The sequence below is a fragment of the Nocardioides jiangsuensis genome (genome assembly GCF_019679455.1).
Taxonomy (GTDB): Bacteria; Actinomycetota; Actinomycetes; order Propionibacteriales; family Nocardioidaceae; genus Nocardioides_C; species Nocardioides_C jiangsuensis.
On record NZ_JAIEZQ010000003.1, the window covers coordinates 598,724 to 617,363 of the forward strand.

Genomic DNA, 18,640 nt, shown 5'->3' on the forward strand with positions numbered 1-18,640 from the left:
CATCTCCGGGGATCTTCTACGCTCGGGACCATGCCCCTGCGACTGCGCGACGTGACCGGCCGGCTCGACGACATGTACCCCCAGGCGTGGGCCGCGGACTGGGACGCCGTGGGCCTCGTCTGCGGCGACCCCGACCAGGAGGTCCGGCGGGTGATGTTCGCGGTCGACCCGGTGCCGGCGGTGGTCGAGGAGGCCCTCGCGTGGGGGGCCGACCTGCTCGTCGTCCACCACCCGCTGCTGCTCACCCCGGTCAGCTCGGTGGCCGCGGACTCGCCCAAGGGCTGCACCCTGCACCGGCTGGTCCGGGAGGGCTGCGCGCTGTTCACCGCGCACACCAACGCGGACGCCCCGAGCGACGGGGTCAACGAGTCCCTCGCGCTCGCCCTCGGGATCGTGGACCCGGCGGTGATCGCCCCGGAGGGCGACGGCGATGCGTCCGCCACGGTGAACAAGATCGTCACGTTCGCCCCGCACGAGGACGCCGGGCGGATCCGTGACGCGATGACCTCGGCCGGCGCCGGCCGGATCGGCGACTACGACAGCTGCACCTTCACCGTCGAGGGGGAGGGACGCTTCCGTCCGCTCGACGGGGCCACCCCGGCGGTCGGACGGGTCGGCGAGGTCGAGGTCGTCGCGGAGTCCCGGATCGAGGCGGTCGTGCCCCGGGACCGCCGGGACGCCGTGGTCGCCGCGCTCCGGGCGGTGCACCCCTACGAGGAGCCGGCGTACGACGTCCTCGAGCTCGTCACGCCCCCGCAGGGGCGACCGACCCGGGGGCACGGCCGGATCGGCCGGCTGGCCGAGCCCACGACCCTGCGCGGCTTCGCCGAGCAGGTGCGCCGTGCGCTGCCCGAGAGCCCGCACGGGGTCCGTGTCGCGGGCGACCCGGACCGGCCCGTGGAGACCGTCGCGGTGACCAGCGGCGCCGGCGACTTCCTGCTCGACACCGTGCTCGGCACCGGCGCCGACGTGTACGTCACCTCCGACCTGAGGCACCACCGGGCGGGGGAGTTCCTCGAGCACGGCGGGCCCTCCCTGGTCGACGTGGCGCACTGGTCGGCGGAGTGGACGTGGCTGCCGGTCGTGGAGAGGAAGTTGCTGGAAAGGCTGGCCGAGCGAGGGGATACGGTGGACACCCACGTGAGCACCACGTGCACCGACCCGTGGACCTTCCGCCTCTAGAGGAGCCGAGTGAAAGCCGATCCCTTCGCACAGCTGAAGCTGCTGGACGTCCAGGAGCTCGACTCCCGGCTCGACCTGCTGCGGCACCAGCTCGCCACCCTGCCGCAGACCGCGGAGCTGCAGGCTCTCGCCCGGTCGCGCACCGAGGTGGGGGACCGGGCGCGCGACGCCAAGATCGCCGTCGACGACCTGACCCGCGCGCAGAAGAAGGCCGACGCCGACGTCGAGCAGGTCAAGGCCCGCCGCAAGCGCGACCAGGAGCGGATCGACCAGGGGCTGATCACCAACCCCAAGGACCTCGAGCGGATGCAGCACGAGATGGTCTCCCTCGACCGCCGCGTCGGCGAGCTCGAGGACACCGAGCTCGAGGTGATGGAGCAGCTCGAGGACGCCCAGCGCGAGCTCGACGCCCTCACCGCCCGGCTCGCCGAGATCGACGACAAGATCCAGGCCACCACCGACAGCCGCACCAAGGTCGCCGGCGAGGTCGAGGAGCAGCTCACCAAGGTCGCCGACGACCGCAAGGTCACCGCCTCCGACATGCCCACGGACCTGATGGCGCTCTACGAGAAGCTCCGCGGGCAGAAGGGCGGTGTCGGTGCCGCGGCCCTGCGTGCCCGCCGCTGCGGCGGGTGCAGCCTCGAGCTGAACGCCGCCGACCTGGGCGTGATCGCGAAGGCGCCCTCCGACGAGGTGATCCGCTGCGAGGAGTGCAGCCGGATCCTGGTCCGCACCTCGGAGTCCGGCATCTGATGGCAGCGGAGCACACCTCCGTGGTCATCGAGGCCGACGGGGGATCGCGAGGCAACCCCGGCGAGGCGGCGTACGGCGCCGTGCTGATGGACGCGGTCTCCGGCGAGGTCGTCGCCGAGCGGGCCGAGTGCATCGGAGTCGCCACCAACAACGTCGCCGAGTACCGCGGCCTGATCGCAGGGCTGGAGCTCTACAACGAGCACACCCCGGGTGCCGAGCTCGAGGTCCGGATGGACTCCAAGCTCGTCATCGAGCAGATGGCGGGACGCTGGAAGATCAAGCACCCCGACATGAAGCCGCTGGCACTCGCCGCCAGCCGGCTCGCACCGGCCGGGACGACGTACACCTGGATCCCGCGGGAGCAGAACAAGTACGCCGACCGGATCCTCAACGAGGCGCTCGACACCGCCGCCGGCAGGCCGACGAAGCGGACCCGCGTCGCGGAGGTCCCGGTCGAGGAGCAGCCGTCGCAGGCCACCATGGTCGGCTGGAGCAGGGACCTCGGCTCGCCGACCACCCTCGTGCTCGTGCGGCACGGCGCGACGGACCACACCACCGAGAAGCGGTTCAGCGGCCGGGGCGGCGACGACCCGGCGCTGAACGCCGACGGCCGCGCGCAGGTCCGTGCCGTCGCCGACTGGCTCGCCCCGCTGGCCGACGAGATCGACGTCGTGGTCACCTCCCCGCTGCGCCGGACCCGGGAGACCGCCGAGATCATCGCCGAGCGGCTCGAGCACCCGGTCGAGGTCGAGGACGGCCTGGCCGAGGCCGCGTTCGGCACCTGGGACGGGCTCACCTTCCACGAGGTGCAGCAGGCCTACCCCGACGACCTCGACGCCTGGCTCGGCTCGCTCGACGTCTCGCCCGGCGAGGGCGGCGACTCCTTCGAGGACATGGACCGGCGCGTGCGCCGCACCCGCGACCGGCTGCTGAGCGCCTACCCGGGCAAGGCGGTGCTCGCGGTCACCCACGTCACGCCGATCAAGCTGCTGGTGAAGGCCGCGCTCGGCGCGCCCCTGGAGGCGGTCTACCGGATGGAGCTCGCCCCGGCCTCGGTGACGGTGATCTCGTGGTTCGAGGACGGCACCGCGTCACTGCGGATGTTCAACGCGCGGCCGCTGGAGTCGGCCTTCTTCGGCCGCTGACCGTCCCCGACCGGCGTGGCTAGGCTGGAGGGGACCGCACCCGTTCCGTCCCGGAGTCCGCATGCCCGACGAGCAGCAGCGCCCCACCAGGCCCCGGCTCGAGCCACGGCTGGTCTTCGCGCTCGTCCTCGTCGCGATCCCGGTGCTGTGGATCGTCGGCCAGGTGATCCTGGTCCGGGCCGGCGAGGAGTGCACCGGGGAGGGCACCGACCAGGTCGGCGGCCTGGTGCAGATGTTCGTGCCGGGCGACTCGTGCACGCCGCCCGACGAGGCACCTACAGGTCGCTGACCACCACGTCGACCGAGGTGCCGTGCTTGCCGGGCCGCCCCGGCTCGACGGTCCACCCCAGCCGGCCCAGGTGCTCGGCGAACCGCGCCGGCGTCGTCGGGTTGCCGCCGTCCTGGAGCATCGCCCGGACGAGCCGGCCCTTGGTCGCCTTGTTGAAGTGCGAGACGACCTTCCGGGTGCCGTCGACCTCGTGCAGCACGCGCACGGTGACCACCCGTCGCGCGGTCTCCGAGTCGGGCCGCCAGAACGAGGAGTACGTCGACGAGCGGAGGTCGACCACGAGCCCACGGCCCGCTGCGTCCCTCACCGCCCCGTCGAGCCGCCTGCTCCAGAACGTGCCCACGTTGCCGATGCCGGGCAGGGTGACGTCGCCCGAGAGCCGGTAGGCCGGGATGTGGTCGCCGGGCCGCACCAGGCCGAACAGTCCCGAGGCGACCGCGATCCAGCTCGTCGCGCGTCGTCGCGCCGCCCCCTCCAGGGAGGCGAGGTCGAGCGCCTCGTAGAGCACGCCGCTGTAGACCCGGTCCGCGCGGGCGGCGGGTGCGGTGGCGAGCCGGGCGTTGCGCTCGACCTCGGCGGTCAGCGTCTTCCCGTCCCCCAGGACGGCGGCGGCCTTCTCCAGGCCGGCCGGGCTGTCCGTCGTACACAGGGAGACCAGCGCGTCGAGCACCTCGGCCCGCGGCTCGTGCAGCGAGGGGAAGCCGAGCCGGTCCGGCTGCATCGCCCTGCCACGTGCGGGGGCGGTCTTTCCTTCGGACGGAGGAAGCAGGATCAGCACGCGCTCACCCTATGCTGAGGACGGTTGCCGACGACGGCGAGGAGTGATCGCGTGCCGAGACGAGTCGTGAGGGTCCACCGGGCCGACGGGGAGACGCTGCGCCGGGGGATCGAGGAGATCCAGGCCGAGCTGGGGGTGAGCCCCGAGTTCCCGCCCGAGGTCGAGGCGGCCGCGGCGGAGGCGGCACGCAGCCCGAGGCTGCCCGACCTCGACCGCACCGACATCCCCTTCGTCACCATCGACCCCGACACCGCGAGGGACCTCGACCAGGCGATGCACCTGACCCGTGACGGCGACGGGTACCTGGTGCGGTACGCGATCGCCGACGTCGCCGCGTTCGTCTCCCCGGGCGACCCGGTCGACGAGGAGGCGCACCGGCGCGGCGAGACGCTGTACGGCGCCGACTCGAAGGTGCCGCTGCACCCGAAGGTGCTCTCCGAGGGCGCCGCCTCGCTGCTGCCCGACGAGGTCCGCCCCGCCCTGCTGTGGACGATCAAGGTCGACCGCGACGGCGAGGGCACGGACGCGTTCGTGGAGCGGGCGCTGGTGCGCAGCCGCGCCAAGCTCGACTACGAGTCGGTGCAGAAGGAGCTCGACGCCGGTACGGCGGACGAGATGTTCCTGCTGCTGCGCGAGGTCGGGGAGCTGCGCAAGCAGCGTGAGGCCGCCCGCGGCGGGGTGTCGCTGCCGCTGCCCGAGCAGGAGATCGACATCGACGGCGACGACTGGTCGCTCAGCTTCCGCACGATGCTGCCGGTGGAGGAGTGGAACGCGCAGATCTCGCTGCTCACCGGGATGGCGGCGGCGGACCTGATGATCTACGCCCGGGTGGGCCTGCTGCGCACCCTCCCGCCGCCGGACCCCCGCGACGTCCTGCGGCTGCACCGCACCGCGAAGGCGCTGGACATCGAGTGGCCCGCCGAGCAGCTCTACCCCGACTTCATCCGCTCGCTCGACCCGTCGCTGCCGCACCACGCCGCGATGGTGCTCGCCTGCACGCAGCTGCTCCGCGGGTCGGGCTACGTCGGCTTCAACGGCGCCGTACCCGGGCAGCCGGAGCACTCCGCGCTGGCCTCGGAGTACGCCCACGTCACCGCTCCGCTGCGCCGGCTGGTGGACCGTTACGCGCTCGAGGTGTGCCTCGCGCTGTGCGCCGGGACCGAGGTGCCGGGCTGGGTGCTCGCCCGGCTGGAGCGGCTCCCGGCGACCATGCAGGAGTCCGGCCAGCGGGCGAGCCGGTACGAGCGCACGATCCTCGACCTGGTGGAGGCGGCGGTGCTGCACAAGCACGTGGGGGAGACCTTCCCCGGCGTCGTGGTGTCGGTGGAGGAGGACGCCACCCGTGGCCGCGTGGTGATCCAGGAGCCCGCGATCGAGGCGGCCGTCTCGGCCCCGCACGACCTGCCGCTCGGCACCGACGTACGGGTGCGGCTCGCCGAGGCCGACCCGGAGAACCGGACGGTCAAGTTCGAGCTGGCGTGAGCAGCCCCCGCGGGGCCGTATCCTTGGCCCTGCGGATGAGCTGGCCGGGCGACCGCGTGGGGCGCGAGCTCCCCGAGGAAGGTCCGGGCTCCACAGGGCAAGGTGGTGGGTAACTCCCACCCGGGGTGACCCGCGGGACAGTGCCACAGAAAGCAGACCGCCGCTCGCGCCTCACGGCGGGAGCGGTAAGGGTGAAACGGTGGTGTAAGAGACCACCAGCGTGCCGGGCGACCGGGACGGCTAGGTAAACCCCACCTGGAGCAAGGTCAAGAAGGAGGACGCCGCGAGGTGTCCTTCGCGCGGACGTTCGAGGGCTGCCCGCCCGAGTTCGCGGGTAGACCGCCAGAGGCTGTCGGTGACGGCAGCCCTAGATGGATGGTCGCCGACCGTGGTGCCGCGAGGCCCACGGGGACAGAACCCGGCCTACAGGCCAGCTCATCCGCCCCCTCCCCGTTGAGAGGTCACTCGTGCGGTCTTGAGGCGTCACTCGTGCGGCGTTGAGAGGTCACTCGTTCCGGCCGGCCGGCACGACTGACGCCTCAACGGCGATGACTTCCCGGTGTCGCGGCGGTCTGAACGTGTGAAGGCCTGACACGGACAGCCGGAGGAGGACGCCGTGGCCACGGTGCTCGTGGACATCTCCTTGTCGCTCGACGGGTTCGTCGCAGGACCGGCCGACGGTCTCGGCCGCGGACTCGGCGTCGGTGGGGAGCCCATCCACGACTGGGTGTTGGGGGCGCCGCCTCGGCTGGAGCAGCGGCGAGTCCGCGCGTCGCCGTACGCCACGCACATCCGCTACCGACTGAGCTGGACCTAGCACGAGGAGGACGATCATGTTGGAGCACGCCAAGGCGTTCAGCGGGTTCTCGGTGGACGACGTCGAGAAGGCGCGAGCCTTCTACGCCGACACCCTGGGCCTGAGGGTGTCGGAGGACAACGGCCTGCTGACCCTCCACCTGGCCGGTGACAGGGACACGCTCGTCTACCCCAAGCCGGACCATCGGCCGGCGACGTACACGATCCTCAACTTCGGGGTCGACGACGTCGAGAAGGCGGTCGACGAGCTGACCGCTCGAGGCGTCGTCTTCGAGCACTACCCGGGCACCGCCGTCGAGACCGACGAGAAGGGGGTCTTCCGCGGCGGTGGCCCGTTGATCGCCTGGTTCAAGGACCCGGCCGGCAACGTCCTCTCGGTGATCCAGCGAGACTGACGGTGCCGGCCCGGGCCCGACCGGATCAGGCGCTCAGCGTCTGTCCGGCGAACATGTCCGGCCCGAAGACCTCGTAGCGGATCCGGTGGGACGGCACCCCGCTGCGGACCAGCGACGCCCGCACGTCCCGCATGAACGGCAGCGGTCCGCACATGAACACGTCGGCCGCCTCGGGGATCTGAAGGGCGCTGAGGTCCATCAGCCCCGTCCGGGCACCCCGCCGGTCTCCGGTCGCGTCCACTCGCTCGTACCAGGTGTGGACCTCGGCGCTGCCGAGCGCCGAGATGGCGTCCGCGGTGGCACCGAACAGAGCGTGACTGGCTGCGGAGCGGTCCGCGTGGGCCACCGTCACCGGCCGCGTCGTTCCCCGCGTCGCCAGGTCGTCCAGGATCGCCGCCACGGGGGTGATCCCCACGCCCGCGCTGATCAGCAGCAGCGGGTCGTCTCCGTCGGCCAGCACGAGGTCACCGGACGGGGCCCCGAGCTCGAGTACGTCGCCCACCACGATCTGCTCGTGCAGGAACGTCGAGACCGCCCCGTCCGGAGCGCCACCGACACCCCGCACGCGCCGCACCGTGATCTGCAGCGTGTTCTCCCGCGGCCCCGTGGACACGGTGTACTGCCGCGGCTGGCGAAGGCCGTCCGGCAGGGTGACCACCACCGAGACGTACTGTCCCGGCAGGTGCCGGGGGACCAGTCCGCCGTCCTCGGGACGGAACACGAGCGAGATCGTGTCGGTGGCCTCCTCGACCCGCTCCACCACGACGTACCGGCGCCAGGGGTGCGACGGGTCCACTCCTGCGACGGTGTAGAGCCGGGCCTCCTCGGCGATCAGCTGGGCGGCGAAGAGCCAGTAGACCTCGTCCCAGGCCTGGGCGACCTCCGGCGTCACCGCGTCGCCGAGGACCTCGGCGACGGCTGCCATCAGGTGGTGCCCGACGATCGTGTACTGCTCGGGACGGATCCCCAGCGACACGTGCTTGTGCGCGATGCGCTGCATCACCGGCTGGAACGACGGGGCTGCGGGGTCGAGCAGGTGGACCGCGTAGGCCACCACGGCGGACGCGAGCGCCTGACGCTGCTCACCGCTGGCCTGGTTGCCCATGTTGAACAGGTTCCGCAGGTCGGGGTGCGCCTCCAGCATGGCCGGGTAGAAGCGTGACGTGATGGCGACGGCGTGCTCGGCGACGACCGGAGCGGTGGCTCGGACGACGGGCTCGGCATGAGGTGACAAGAACAAGATAGAGCTCCCTGGGTGGTGGTGCCTTGTGCCTTGTGGGCTGGCACGCCCGGACTTTACTTTCGGGAGGGCTGTGGAAAATACGGACCAAAGTCCCGCTATGGGCGAGCCGTAGATCACACTCGGCACCACACTGGAGGCATGACCAGACCCCGTGTGGACCCCATCGCCGTCGCGGCAGCGGTGCTGGCCCTCGGTACGGCGGTCGCCTATGTCGGGGTCATGCGTGAGCAGTCGGACGAGCCGGTGGTGTGGTTTCTCGGAGCGCTGATCCTCGGGGCGACGGCTGCCGGCTACGGCTCGCGCGAGGGCGCCCACCATCGGCGTGCCGTGCTTCTCCTCGCCGGCGTCGTGCTCGTCGCGGTCGGGGCCCTGGCGATCCTCTCCGTCGGCTTCCCGGTCCTGGTGGCGGGTGCCCTGTGTCTGGGCAGCGCGCTGCGCACCAAGAAGGACGTCGGCGTCGCATGACGGGTCGGGCGGAGGCTGCTGTCAGGCAACGGCGGGACGGCGGGAATGTCGGGGTGCACGATGGGGTTGTGACACGTGCAGCGCGCAGAAGGAGTGAGACCGTGACGTTCCAGGCACCGGACAGGCAGTACCACCCCGCCGACGCGTACCACCAGGCGTGGCAGCTGCTCGAGGAGCGCGACCCGCGCCAGGCGATCGCGCTGCTCGACCCGGCGATCGAGGCTGAGCCGGCGTCCACGAGCCTGCGCACCCTGCGGGCCTGGGCCTACTTCCAGAGCGCCCAGCTCCACCGCGCCGAGTCCGAGCTGTCCGCGCTGGTCGAGGACTGCCCGTCCGACGTGTGGGCGCGGTTCGCGCTGGGCCGGGTGCTCGAGCGGCAGGCGAAGTACTCCGAAGCGCTCCCGCACATGCGGCTCGCCGCGGTGATGTCCGGCGACCCCGAGCACGAGGCCGGGGTGCTACGCATCGAGCGACGGCTCGCCGAGACCGGCCAGTCGTCCTTCGACGACCTGGTCTGAGCGAGCCCCGGGACGACCGGCCCGCCCCCGGCGTCAGGGGAGGGTGAGGATCTCCGCGCCGTCGTCGGTGACGAGCAGGGTGTGCTCGAACTGCGCGCTGCGCTTCTTGTCCTTGGTGACGACCGTCCAGTCGTCGTCCCACATGTCCCACTCGTGGGTGCCGAGGCAGAGCATCGGCTCGATGGTGAACGTCATGCCCGGCTCGATCACCGTGTCGTAGTACGGCTCGTCGTAGTGCGGGATGATCAGGCCGGAGTGGAACGCGGTGCCGATCCCGTGCCCGGTGAAGTCCCGGACGACGCCGTAGCCGAAGCGCTTGGCGTAGGACTCGATCACCCGGCCCAGCACGTTGATCTGCCGGCCCGGCCGCACGGCCTTGATCGCGCGGCGCAGCGCCTCCTCGGTGCGCTCGACGAGCAGCCGGCTCTCCTCGTCGACGTCGCCGGCCAGGAAGGTCGCGTTGGTGTCGCCGTGCACGCCGCCGATGTAGGCGGTGATGTCGATGTTGACGATGTCGCCGTCCTCGACCACCCGGCTGTCGGGGATGCCGTGGCAGATCACCTCGTTGACGCTGGTGCACAGCGACTTCGGGAAGTGCTTGTAGCCCAGCGTCGACGGGTAGGCGTCGTTGTCGCAGAGGAACTCGTGACCGATCCGGTCGAGCTCGTCGCTGGTGACCCCCGGCTGCACGTGCTTGCCCACTAGCTGCAGCGCCTGCGCCGCGAGACGCCCGGCGACCCGCATCCGCTCGATGGTGTCCGCGTCCTTGACCTCCGGCCCGGTGTAGGGCGCGGGGGCGTCCTTGTCGACGTACTCCGGGCGCGGGATGTGCGCGGGGACGGGGCGGCGGGGCGAGATGGTGGCAGGGGCGATCGCAGTCACGTGTTCGAGTGTAGTTTCTGATGCGCCGGGCAAGATCACGGCGTACGGCGGACCGCGTCGTCGCCGAGTGGAGGAGGGGAACATGAGCAGCAACGAGTACTGGTTCTGCCTCGAGCACCACCGGGTCGAGGGGCGGGACGGCTGCAAGAACGCCGACCGGCTCGGCCCCTACCCGTCCGAGGCCGAGGCGTCGCGTGCCCTGGAGAAGGTCGAGGAGCGCAACGAGGCCTGGGACCACGACCCCACCTGGTCCGACGACGACGTCGAGGACTGACCCGCCGACCCGCGTGCCAGGAGGTCACCCGAGCGTGAGGAGCAACCTGGCCCAGTCCGGGCCGTGGATCGGCGTCGGCGGGATGGCGGTCTCGTTCTTCCTCTACGCGTGGTCCGCGATCGTGGTCCGCGACCTGCTCACCTCGGTCGTCCTGCCCCTGGTCTGGCTGGTGCTGTTCGTGCTGGCCTGCGCGTGGTTCATGCGGCACCCCTACCGGGTGCTCGCCCTGCCCGTGGTCGCGGTCGCCGTGTGGTTCACCGCGATGCTGGCCTGACCCCCAGCGGCCCGTGACCGCCGCCCGCGGGCAGGGGTGCCTCGGTCAGAACGTGTGCTCGTCGCCCGGGAACGAGCCCGCCGAGACGTCGGCCGCGAAGTCCTGGGCAGCCTTGAGCAGCACCCCGTGCACGTCGGCGTACTGCTTGACGAAGCGCGGCATCCGCCCGGTGCGCAGCCCGGCCATGTCCTGCCACACCAGCACCTGGGCGTCGCAGTGCACGCCCGCGCCGATGCCGATGGTGGGGATGGACAGCGTCCGGGTGACCTCGGCGGCCACCTCCCCGGGCACCATCTCCATGACGATCGCGAACGCCCCGGCCGCCTCCAGCGCCTTGGCCTCGGAGACCAGCCGCTGGGCGGCGTCGCCGCGTCCCTGGACCCGGTAGCCGCCCAGGTTGTGCTCGGACTGCGGGGTGAAGCCGATGTGCGCCATCACCGGGATCCCGGAGCGGGTGAGCAGCTCGACCTGCGGCACCATCTCCTCGCCGCCCTCGAGCTTCACGGCGTGCGCGTTGGCCTCCTTCATGAACCGCACCGCGGTGTGGAAGGCCTGCTCGGGCGAGGCCTGGTAGGAGCCGAAGGGCAGGTCGGCGACGATCAGCGCGCGGTGGGCGGACCGGGTGACCGCGCGGACCAGCGGGATCAGCTCGTCGACGGTGACCGGCAGCGAGGTCTCGTTGCCGTAGACGTTGTTCGAGGCGGAGTCGCCGACCAGCATCACCGGGATGCCGGCCTCGTCGAAGGTCTGCGCGGTGTACTGCTCGTAGGCGGTGAGCATCGCCCACTTCTCGCCGCGCTCCTTCATCTCGCGCAGGTGGTGCGTGCGGACCCTCTTCACGGGCGCCGACCCCGTGGCCGGACCGGTGCCGTAGGGCGCGGTCGTCTCGCTCATCTGATGCCTCCGGTGTTCGCTCTCGAGGCTCCCTGACGGAGTCCCCGGACCACGACCCAGGCTAGTCCCGAACCGGACGGACGTGCCCTGTGGCGCCGGTCACGTCGGGGCCGGGCCCCGGGTCCACCGCGGGCGCCCGCTCAGGACCGGGCCACCTCGCGCCAGGAGCTGGTGATCGGCAGCCGGCGGTCGCGGCCGAAGTTGCGCCGGGAGATCTTCGGGCCCGGCGGGAACTGGCGGCGCTTGTACTCCGCCCGGTCCACCATCCGCAGCACCTTCTCCACCAGCTCGGCGTCGAAGCCGTGCTGCACGAGCTCCGCGGACCCGGAGTCGCGCTCGATGTAGTCGTCGAGGATGTCGTCGAGCACCGGGTACGGCGGCAGGGAGTCGCTGTCGCGCTGGCCGGGGGAGAGCTCCGCGCTCGGTTCCTTGGTGATCGTTCCCGGGGGGATCGGCGGGGTCTCCCCGCGGCGCTCGGCCTCCGCGTTGCGCCACCTGGCCAGCTCCCAGACCTGGGTCTTGAACACGTCCTTGATCGGGGCGAACCCGCCGACCGCGTCGCCGTAGATGGTGGAGTAGCCCACCGCGAGCTCGCTCTTGTTGCCGCAGGCGAGCACGAGGTGCCCCTCCTGGTTCGACAGGCCCATCCAGATCACCGCGCGGATCCTGGCCTGGAGGTTCTCCGCGGCCAGCCCGTCGAGCCGGAGGTCGGACTGGAAGGCGTCGACCATCGGGGCGATCGGGACGGTCCGGAAGTGCAGCCCGGTGCGCTCGGCCTGGTCCGCGGCGTCGGACTTGGAGTGCTCGCTGGAGTAGGCGCTCGGGTTCGAGACGCCGTACACGTTGTCGGCGCCGATCGCGTCGCAGGCGATCGCGGCGACCAGGGTGGAGTCGATGCCGCCGGACATGCCGAGCAGCACGCTGGAGAAGCCGTTCTTGCGCACGTAGTCGCGCAGCCCCACCACGATCGCCTCGTAGACCTCGGCGTGGTCGTGGATCCGGTCGGCGACGGTGGAGGGCAGCGGCTCGTAGGCGGGGACCGGGTCGCTGCTGACGACGGTACGACGGACCCGCAGGCCGCCCCGCTCCTCGGTCTCCTCCGGCATGCCCGGCGTGGCGGCCGGGAGGTCGAGGTCGACCACGAGCAGCTCCTCGACGAACTGCGCGGCACGTGCGACGGTCTCGCCCTGCGCGTCCACGACGATCGAGTCGCCGTCGTACACCAGCTCGTCCTGGCCGCCGACCATGTTCACGTAGGCCAGCGCGGACTCGGCCTCGCGGGCCCGCCGCGAGCACAGCTCGAGCCGGACGTCGTCCTTGGCCGCCTCGAACGGGGAGCCGTTGATCACCAGCAGCAGGCCGGCCTCAGCGGCCTTGGCGTTCGCGGAGGGGCCGTCCTGCCAGAGGTCCTCGCAGATGCAGATCGCCACGTCGACGCCGTGCACCTGGACCACCTGGGTGGTGTCGCCGGGCACGAAGTAGCGCGCCTCGTCGAAGACCCCGTAGTTGGGCAGGTGGTGCTTGGCGTAGCTGGCCACGACCCGGCCACCGTGGATCACCGCGGCGGCGTTCTGCGGGGAGCCCTTGGGGACGCCGAGCCGGTCCGCGGAGTCCTGCACGCTGTCGATGTAGCCGACCACGCAGACCAGCTCGCCGAGACCTGCCGCGTCGAGGTCCGCGGCGAGCTGGTCGAGGGCCTGCCGGGTCGCGGCGATGAAGGAGGCGCGGAAGGTGAGGTCCTCGACGGGGTAGCCGTTGAGGACGAGCTCGGGGAACGCGGCGACGTGCGCGCCGGCCGCGTCGGCCTTCTTGGCCCACTCCAGGACCAGCTCGGCGTTGCCGGCGAGGTCGCCTACCGTGGGGTTGACCTGGGCGAGGGCGAGTCGTAGCTGAGGCACGCCAGCAGGGTATCCCGATCACCTCCGGCGGAAACGGGTACGGAGGCGGCCGGGCCGGACCCCGTTAACAGCCCCGAAACATGTGCCGGACAGACTGAGCCCGTCACGGTCCGGCACGGAAACCGGCCACGAAGTGGGCTCACACCCGACCTCCAGGAGGCGCCCCGATGGGCAAGCAGGAAGAGTTCGTTCTCCGCGCACTCGAGGAGCGCGACGTCCGCTTCGTCAGACTGTGGTTCACCGACGTGCTGGGCTCGCTGAAGTCCGTCGCGATCGCCCCCGCCGAGCTCGAGGGGGCCTTCTCCGAGGGCATCGGCTTCGACGGCTCCGCGATCGAGGGGTTCGCCCGCGTCTACGAGGCCGACATGCTCGCCAAGCCGGACCCGTCCACCTTCCAGATCCTGCCGTGGCGCGGCGAGGGCCCGTCGACCGCCCGGATGTTCTGCGACATCGTGATGCCGGACGGCTCCCCGTCGTACGCCGACCCGCGGTTCGTGCTCAAGCGCACCCTGTCGAAGGCGGCGGAGAACGGCTTCACGTTCTACACGCATCCCGAGATCGAGTTCTACCTGTTCAAGGACACCCCGCAGCCCGGCGCCGACCCGGTGCCCGTGGACCGCAGCGGCTACTTCGACCACACCGCGCAGAGCTCCGGGGCGGACTTCCGCCGCGAGGCGATCACGATGCTGGAGTCGATGGGCATCTCGGTGGAGTTCAGCCACCACGAGGGCGGCCCCGGCCAGCAGGAGATCGACCTGCGCTACGCCGACGCGCTGTCCACCGCGGACAACATCATGACCTTCCGCACCGTGGTGCGCGAGGTGGCGCTGTCGCAGGGCATCTGGGCGACGTTCATGCCCAAGCCGTTCACCACCCACCCCGGGTCGGGCATGCACACCCACGTGTCGCTGTTCGAGGGCGACCGGAACGCCTTCTTCTCCGCGGGGTCGGAGTACCAGCTGTCGAAGACCGGGCGGTCCTTCATCGCCGGCATCCTGACGCACGCTGCCGAGATCACCGCGGTCACGAACCAGTGGGTGAACTCCTACAAGCGGCTGATCGGCGGCGGCGAGGCCCCGTCGTACATCTGCTGGGGCCACAACAACCGCTCGGCGATGATCCGCGTCCCGATGTACAAGCCGAACAAGGGCCAGTCGACCCGGATCGAGCTGCGCACCATCGACTCGGCGTGCAACCCCTATCTGGCGTTCGCGGTGATCCTCGCCGCCGGGATGAAGGGCATCGAGGAGGGCTACGACCTGCCGCCCGAGGCCGAGGACGACGTGTGGTCGCTCAACGACCGCGAGCGGAAGTCGCTCGGCATCGACCCGCTGCCCAAGACCCTCTACGAGGCGATCGGGATCATGGAGAACAGCGAGCTGCTCGCGGAGACGCTCGGCGAGCACGTGTACGACTTCTTCCTGCGCAACAAGCGTGCGGAGTGGGAGGAGTACCGCGGTCAGGTCTCCGCCTTCGAGCGCGACCGGATGCTCCCGGTCATCTGAGTCGCCGACCCTCCTGCCCAGCCACGCGAGGCGGGGTGTTGGTGCGGGAGGGCTAGCCTCGTCCCGTGAGCAGCTCAGGGGTCCTCGTCGTCGAGCATGAAGCGCAGTGCCCTCCCGGCTGGATGGGGGAGTGGCTGGCCGAGGCGGGTGTGCCCCTCGACGTACGCCGCCCGTACGCCGGTGACCGGCTGCCCGAGGACCTGGCCGGGCACAGCGGGATGCTGGTCCTGGGCGGGTCGATGGACGCCTACGCCGACGAGCAGCACCCCTGGCTCACCGAGGTGAAAGCGCTCGTACGCCGCGCCGCGGAGACCCACGTGCCCACGCTCGGCATCTGCCTGGGGCACCAGCTGGTGGCCGTCGCGCTGGGTGGGGCGGTCCACCCGAACCCGCGCGGCCAGCAGATCGGCGTCCTCGACGTCGGCTGGACCGAGGCCGCCGCCGACGACGCGCTGCTCGGCCCGCTGACGCAGGCCCGGGTGGCGGTGCAGTGGAACAACGACGTGGTCAGCGTCGTACCCCCGGACGCCGTCGTGCTCGCACGGACCCCTGCCGACGAGGTGCAGGCGGTGCGCTACGCGCCGACCGTGTGGGGCGTGCAGTCCCACCCGGAGGCCGGCGAGGAGATCGTCCGGTCCTGGGCCGACAGCGACCGCGACGAGGCGGTCGAGCGCGGCGTCGACGTCGACGAGTACGTCGCCCGGGTGGCCGCCGCACGCGAGGAGCTGCGGAGCGCCTGGCGACCGCTCGCCACCGGCTTCGCCGCCCTGACCGAGGACGCGGTCGCGACGTGGTGAGGGGCAGCCGGGTCAGCACGGCCACCGGGACGCTGGCACGGATGGGGTTCGAGGACGCCGAGGGCGCCGCGGCGGTCCTGGGCAAGCTCGGGGACGCGGCCGACTCGCTGGTCCACCTGCTCGCGGTCACCGCCGACCCGGACCAGGCGACCCGCTACCTCGCGGAGCTCACCGAGCGGGCCGACGACGGCACGGAGCTGCTCGAGGACCTGATCGACGACGAGGGCTTCGCGATGCGGCTGCTGCTCGTGCTCGGCGCGAGCTCGGCCCTCGGCGACCACCTGCTGCACCACCCCGAGCAGTGGCGGGAGCTGACCAGCCCGGACCTCGGGTCGACCCGGCCGCCGGCGTTCGCGCTGCGCGCCGACCTGCTCCGGGCAGTGGGGGCCGACCCGGCCAGCGCCACTCCGGTCTCGGACATGGACGACACCGCCGCCGTCGACGCGCTGCGCGTGGAGTACCGGCGGCTGCTGCTGCGGCTCGCCTCCCGCGACCTCGCGCACGGCGTGGGCATGGACGACGTCGCCGCCGAGCTGTCCGACCTCGCCGCGGGGACGCTCGAGGCGGCGCTGGCGGTCGCCCGGGCCCGGGTCGGGGACGCTGCGAGCACCTGCCGGCTCTCGGTGGTCGCGATGGGCAAGTGCGGCGGCCGCGAGCTCAACTACGTCAGCGACGTGGACGTCATCTTCGTGGCCGAGCCGGCCGACGGCGTCGAGGAGACGCCGGCCATCCGGGCCGCCACCCAGCTCGCCTCGAACATGATGCGGATCTGCTCCGACCACACCGCCGAGGGCACGATCTGGCCGGTCGACGCGGCGCTTCGGCCGGAGGGCAAGTCGGGGCCGCTGGTCCGCACCGTCGCCAGCCACCAGGGCTACTACGAGCGGTGGGCCAAGACCTGGGAGTTCCAGGCCCTGCTGAAGGCCCGGCCCGTGGCCGGCGACGCCGCGCTCGGCCGCGAGTACTGCGAGCGGATCGGGCCGATGGTGTGGTCCGCCGCCGAGCGCGAGGGCTTCGTCACCGACGTGCAGGCGATGCGCCGCCGCGTCCTCGAGCACATCCCCGCGCAGCACGCGGAGCGGCAGCTCAAGCTCGGTTCGGGCGGGCTGCGCGACGTGGAGTTCGCGGTGCAGCTGCTCCAGCTCGTGCACGGCCGGGGCGACGAGAAGGTGCGGTGCCCCGCGACGTTGAGCGCCCTCGCGGAGCTCACCCGGGGCGGGTACGTCGGCCGCGAGGACGGCGCCTCCCTCGACGCGGCGTACAAGTTCCTGCGCACCCTCGAGCACCGGATCCAGCTCGCGCAGCTGCGGCGGACCCACGTGGTCCCCGACGACGCGGAGTCGCTGCGCCGGCTAGGGCGCTCGATGGGCTTCCGCCGGCAGCCGATCGCCGAGCTCGACCAGCAGTGGAAGCAGCACCGGCGCGAGGTACGGCGGCTCCACGAGAAGCTCTTCTACCGGCCCCTGCTCGCGGCGGTCGCGAAGCTGCCCGGCGACGAGGCCCGGCTCACCCCGGAGGCCGCGAAGCAGCGGCTCGCCGCGCTCGGCTACGCGGACCCGGTCGGGGCGCTGCGCCACCTCGAGGCGCTGACCAGCGGGGTGTCCCGGTCGGCGGCGATCCAGCGCACCCTGCTGCCGGTGATGCTCGAGTGGTTCGCCGACGCCCCCGACCCCGACGCGGGTCTGCTCGGCTTCCGGAAGATCTCCGAGGCGCTCGGCTCGACGCACTGGTACCTCCGGCTGCTCCGCGACGAGGGGCAGGTGGCCTACCGGATGGCGCTGGTGCTGGCCTCCAGCCGGTACGGCACCGACCTGCTCCAGCGCGCGCCCGAGGGGGTGGCCCTGCTCGGCAAGGAGAACGGGCTCGTCCCGCTGAGCCGGGAGGCGCTGGAGAAGGAGATGGTCGAGGTCGGCCTGCGGCAGACCGACCCGGTGCAGGCGATCGAGGCGGTGCGCGCGATCCGGCGCAGGGAGCTGTTCCGGGTCGCGACCGCGGACCTCGTCGGCGAGCTCGACGTGGCCGCGGTCGGCCTCGCCCTGACCGACATCACGGTGGCGACGCTGGAGGCCGCGCTCGCGGTCGCCAGCGCCGCGATCGAGGCGGAGCGCCGCGCCCCGCTGCCCACCCGGATGGCGATCGTCGCGATGGGACGGTTCGGCGGGCACGAGCTGTCGTACGGCAGCGACGCCGACGTGATGTTCGTGCACGAGCCCCTCGAGGGCGTCGACGGGCACGAGGCGTCGACCGCGGCGACCCACGTCGCCAACGAGCTGAGGCGGCTGCTCGCGCTGCCGGGCACCGACCCCGCGCTCGACATCGACACCGGGCTGCGCCCCGAGGGCAAGCAGGGCCCGCTGGTCCGCTCGCTGGACTCCTACGCGGCCTACTACGCCAAGTGGTCCGCGGTCTGGGAGGCCCAGGCGCTGCTGCGGGCCGACGCGCTCGTCGGCGACCGCGGCCTGCGCGACCGGTTCACCGCGATGGCCGACCCGCTGCGCTTCCCGGCCGACGGGATCACCGACAAGGACGTCCGGGAGGTACGGCGGATCAAGGCACGCGTCGACTCCGAGCGGCTGCCGCGCGGCGCCGACCCGGCCACCCACCTCAAGCTCGGCCGCGGCGGCCTGGCCGACGTGGAGTGGACCGTCCAGCTGCTCCAGATGCAGCACGCCGGGAAGATCGAGTCGCTGCGCACCACCCGCACGCTGGACGCGCTGGCCGCCGCGGTCGAGGCGGACCTGCTGCCGGAGGAGGACGCCGACGCGCTGCGGCAGGCCTGGTCGACGGCGAGCCGGCTGCGCAACGCGATCATGCTCGTGCGCGGACGGCCGTCGGACTCGCTGCCGCGCGACCCGCGGGAGAAGGCGGCCGTGGCGCACCTGTGCGGCTACGCGCCGGGGGAGTCCGACGAGCTGGTGAACGACTACCTGCGGATCACCCGCCGGGCACGGGCCGTGGTCGACCGGGTCTTCTGGGACTGACCGAGCGGCCCACCACTCGCGCGTCGCCGCGCCCGGTGAGCCGGACGCGGCGACGCGGCCTAGGTGGCC

Annotated in this window: 19 protein-coding genes and 1 other RNA gene; 15 read left to right on the forward strand and 5 right to left on the reverse strand. The window is 72.2% G+C overall.

The genetic code is table 11. The annotated features are described in order from the left end of the window. Nucleotides 1-30: 30 nt before the first annotated feature. The 4 genes from K1X13_RS18835 (at nt 31) to K1X13_RS18850 (ending at nt 3,369) form a co-directional block, all read left to right on the forward strand. Nucleotides 31-1,182 carry a Nif3-like dinuclear metal center hexameric protein gene (locus tag K1X13_RS18835; protein WP_221026665.1) on the forward strand — a complete coding sequence of 384 codons (1,152 nt, stop codon included), beginning with the start codon at nt 31-33 and terminating at the stop codon, nt 1,180-1,182. A 9-nt stretch (nt 1,183-1,191) separates the two neighbouring features. Beyond that, nucleotides 1,192-1,935 carry a zinc ribbon domain-containing protein gene (locus K1X13_RS18840; protein ID WP_221026666.1) on the forward strand — a complete coding sequence of 248 codons (744 nt, stop codon included), beginning with the start codon at nt 1,192-1,194 and terminating at the stop codon, nt 1,933-1,935. Beyond that, entirely contained in the window at nt 1,935-3,080 is a 1,146-nt protein-coding gene (locus K1X13_RS18845; RefSeq protein WP_221026667.1) for a bifunctional RNase H/acid phosphatase, read from the forward strand. The genes K1X13_RS18840 and K1X13_RS18845 overlap by 1 nt, the downstream gene beginning before the upstream one ends. A gap of 61 nt (nt 3,081-3,141) precedes the next feature. Further along, entirely contained in the window at nt 3,142-3,369 is a 228-nt protein-coding gene (locus K1X13_RS18850; RefSeq protein WP_221026668.1) for a hypothetical protein, read from the forward strand. Here K1X13_RS18850 and K1X13_RS18855 read toward each other — a convergent pair. Continuing rightward, nucleotides 3,356-4,147 carry a YaaA family protein gene (locus K1X13_RS18855; RefSeq protein ID WP_221026669.1) on the reverse strand — a complete coding sequence of 264 codons (792 nt, stop codon included), beginning with the start codon at nt 4,145-4,147 and terminating at the stop codon, nt 3,356-3,358. The genes K1X13_RS18850 and K1X13_RS18855 overlap by 14 nt on opposite strands. A 51-nt stretch (nt 4,148-4,198) precedes the next feature. Between K1X13_RS18855 and K1X13_RS18860 the strand changes: the two genes are divergently transcribed. From K1X13_RS18860 to K1X13_RS18875, 4 genes are all read left to right on the forward strand, one after another. Then, nucleotides 4,199-5,629, forward strand: coding sequence for an RNB domain-containing ribonuclease (locus K1X13_RS18860; RefSeq protein ID WP_221026670.1), 1,431 nt, complete (start codon nt 4,199-4,201; stop codon nt 5,627-5,629). Nucleotides 5,630-5,665: 36 nt separating this feature from the next. After that, an RNA gene (gene rnpB, locus K1X13_RS18865) (RNase P RNA component class A) lies at nt 5,666-6,071 on the forward strand. Nucleotides 6,072-6,245: 174 nt separating this feature from the next. Further along, a complete protein-coding gene (locus K1X13_RS18870; protein ID WP_221026671.1) occupies nt 6,246-6,446 on the forward strand; it encodes a hypothetical protein in 201 nt (66 codons plus the stop codon). A gap of 16 nt (nt 6,447-6,462) precedes the next feature. Next, the gene (locus K1X13_RS18875) at nt 6,463-6,840 is read left to right on the forward strand and encodes a VOC family protein (RefSeq protein WP_221026672.1); all 378 of its coding nucleotides are present in this window, start codon (nt 6,463-6,465) and stop codon (nt 6,838-6,840) included. A gap of 25 nt (nt 6,841-6,865) precedes the next feature. On the opposite strand, the gene K1X13_RS18880 is transcribed toward K1X13_RS18875, so the two are convergent. Continuing rightward, nucleotides 6,866-8,080 carry a globin domain-containing protein gene (locus K1X13_RS18880; RefSeq protein ID WP_225915351.1) on the reverse strand — a complete coding sequence of 405 codons (1,215 nt, stop codon included), beginning with the start codon at nt 8,078-8,080 and terminating at the stop codon, nt 6,866-6,868. 141 nt (nt 8,081-8,221) lie between these two features. Between K1X13_RS18880 and K1X13_RS19270 the strand changes: the two genes are divergently transcribed. Together K1X13_RS19270 and K1X13_RS18890 are read left to right on the forward strand one after the other, a co-directional pair. Then, on the forward strand, nt 8,222-8,548 hold the full coding sequence (locus K1X13_RS19270; RefSeq protein WP_225915352.1) for a hypothetical protein: 327 nt from the start codon (nt 8,222-8,224) through the stop codon (nt 8,546-8,548). 101 nt (nt 8,549-8,649) lie between these two features. Then, entirely contained in the window at nt 8,650-9,066 is a 417-nt protein-coding gene (locus K1X13_RS18890; protein ID WP_308249640.1) for a tetratricopeptide repeat protein, read from the forward strand. Between the two features lie 33 nt (nt 9,067-9,099). Here the strand turns inward: K1X13_RS18890 and map are convergent, their stop codons facing one another. After that, on the reverse strand, nt 9,100-9,948 hold the full coding sequence (gene map, locus K1X13_RS18895; protein WP_308249641.1) for a type I methionyl aminopeptidase: 849 nt from the start codon (nt 9,946-9,948) through the stop codon (nt 9,100-9,102). A gap of 82 nt (nt 9,949-10,030) precedes the next feature. Here map and K1X13_RS18900 point away from each other — a divergent pair, with 82 nt between their 5' ends. Next, nucleotides 10,031-10,222, forward strand: a complete 192-nt coding sequence (locus tag K1X13_RS18900) for a hypothetical protein (protein WP_221026677.1) — start codon at nt 10,031-10,033, stop codon at nt 10,220-10,222. Nucleotides 10,223-10,256: 34 nt separating this feature from the next. Further along, nucleotides 10,257-10,496 (forward strand): hypothetical protein, encoded by a 240-nt coding sequence (locus tag K1X13_RS18905; protein ID WP_221026678.1) that lies wholly within the window; start codon nt 10,257-10,259, stop codon nt 10,494-10,496. A gap of 45 nt (nt 10,497-10,541) precedes the next feature. On the opposite strand, the gene panB is transcribed toward K1X13_RS18905, so the two are convergent. Together panB and K1X13_RS18915 are read right to left on the reverse strand one after the other, a co-directional pair. After that, a complete protein-coding gene (panB, locus tag K1X13_RS18910) occupies nt 10,542-11,390 on the reverse strand; it encodes a 3-methyl-2-oxobutanoate hydroxymethyltransferase (RefSeq protein WP_221026679.1) in 849 nt (282 codons plus the stop codon). A 140-nt stretch (nt 11,391-11,530) separates the two neighbouring features. Then, on the reverse strand, nt 11,531-13,288 hold the full coding sequence (locus K1X13_RS18915) for an NAD+ synthase (RefSeq protein WP_221026680.1): 1,758 nt from the start codon (nt 13,286-13,288) through the stop codon (nt 11,531-11,533). Between the two features lie 167 nt (nt 13,289-13,455). Here K1X13_RS18915 and K1X13_RS18920 point away from each other — a divergent pair, with 167 nt between their 5' ends. The 3 genes from K1X13_RS18920 to K1X13_RS18930 all read left to right on the forward strand — a co-directional run bounded on the left by K1X13_RS18920 (nt 13,456) and on the right by K1X13_RS18930 (nt 18,571). Continuing rightward, nucleotides 13,456-14,793, forward strand: a complete 1,338-nt coding sequence (locus tag K1X13_RS18920; protein ID WP_221026681.1) for a glutamine synthetase family protein — start codon at nt 13,456-13,458, stop codon at nt 14,791-14,793. Between the two features lie 65 nt (nt 14,794-14,858). Continuing rightward, entirely contained in the window at nt 14,859-15,590 is a 732-nt protein-coding gene (locus tag K1X13_RS18925; protein WP_221026682.1) for a type 1 glutamine amidotransferase, read from the forward strand. After that, nucleotides 15,584-18,571 carry a bifunctional [glutamine synthetase] adenylyltransferase/[glutamine synthetase]-adenylyl-L-tyrosine phosphorylase gene (locus K1X13_RS18930; RefSeq protein WP_504739200.1) on the forward strand — a complete coding sequence of 996 codons (2,988 nt, stop codon included), beginning with the start codon at nt 15,584-15,586 and terminating at the stop codon, nt 18,569-18,571. The genes K1X13_RS18925 and K1X13_RS18930 overlap by 7 nt, the downstream gene beginning before the upstream one ends. The last annotated feature ends 69 nt before the right edge of the window (nt 18,572-18,640 follow it).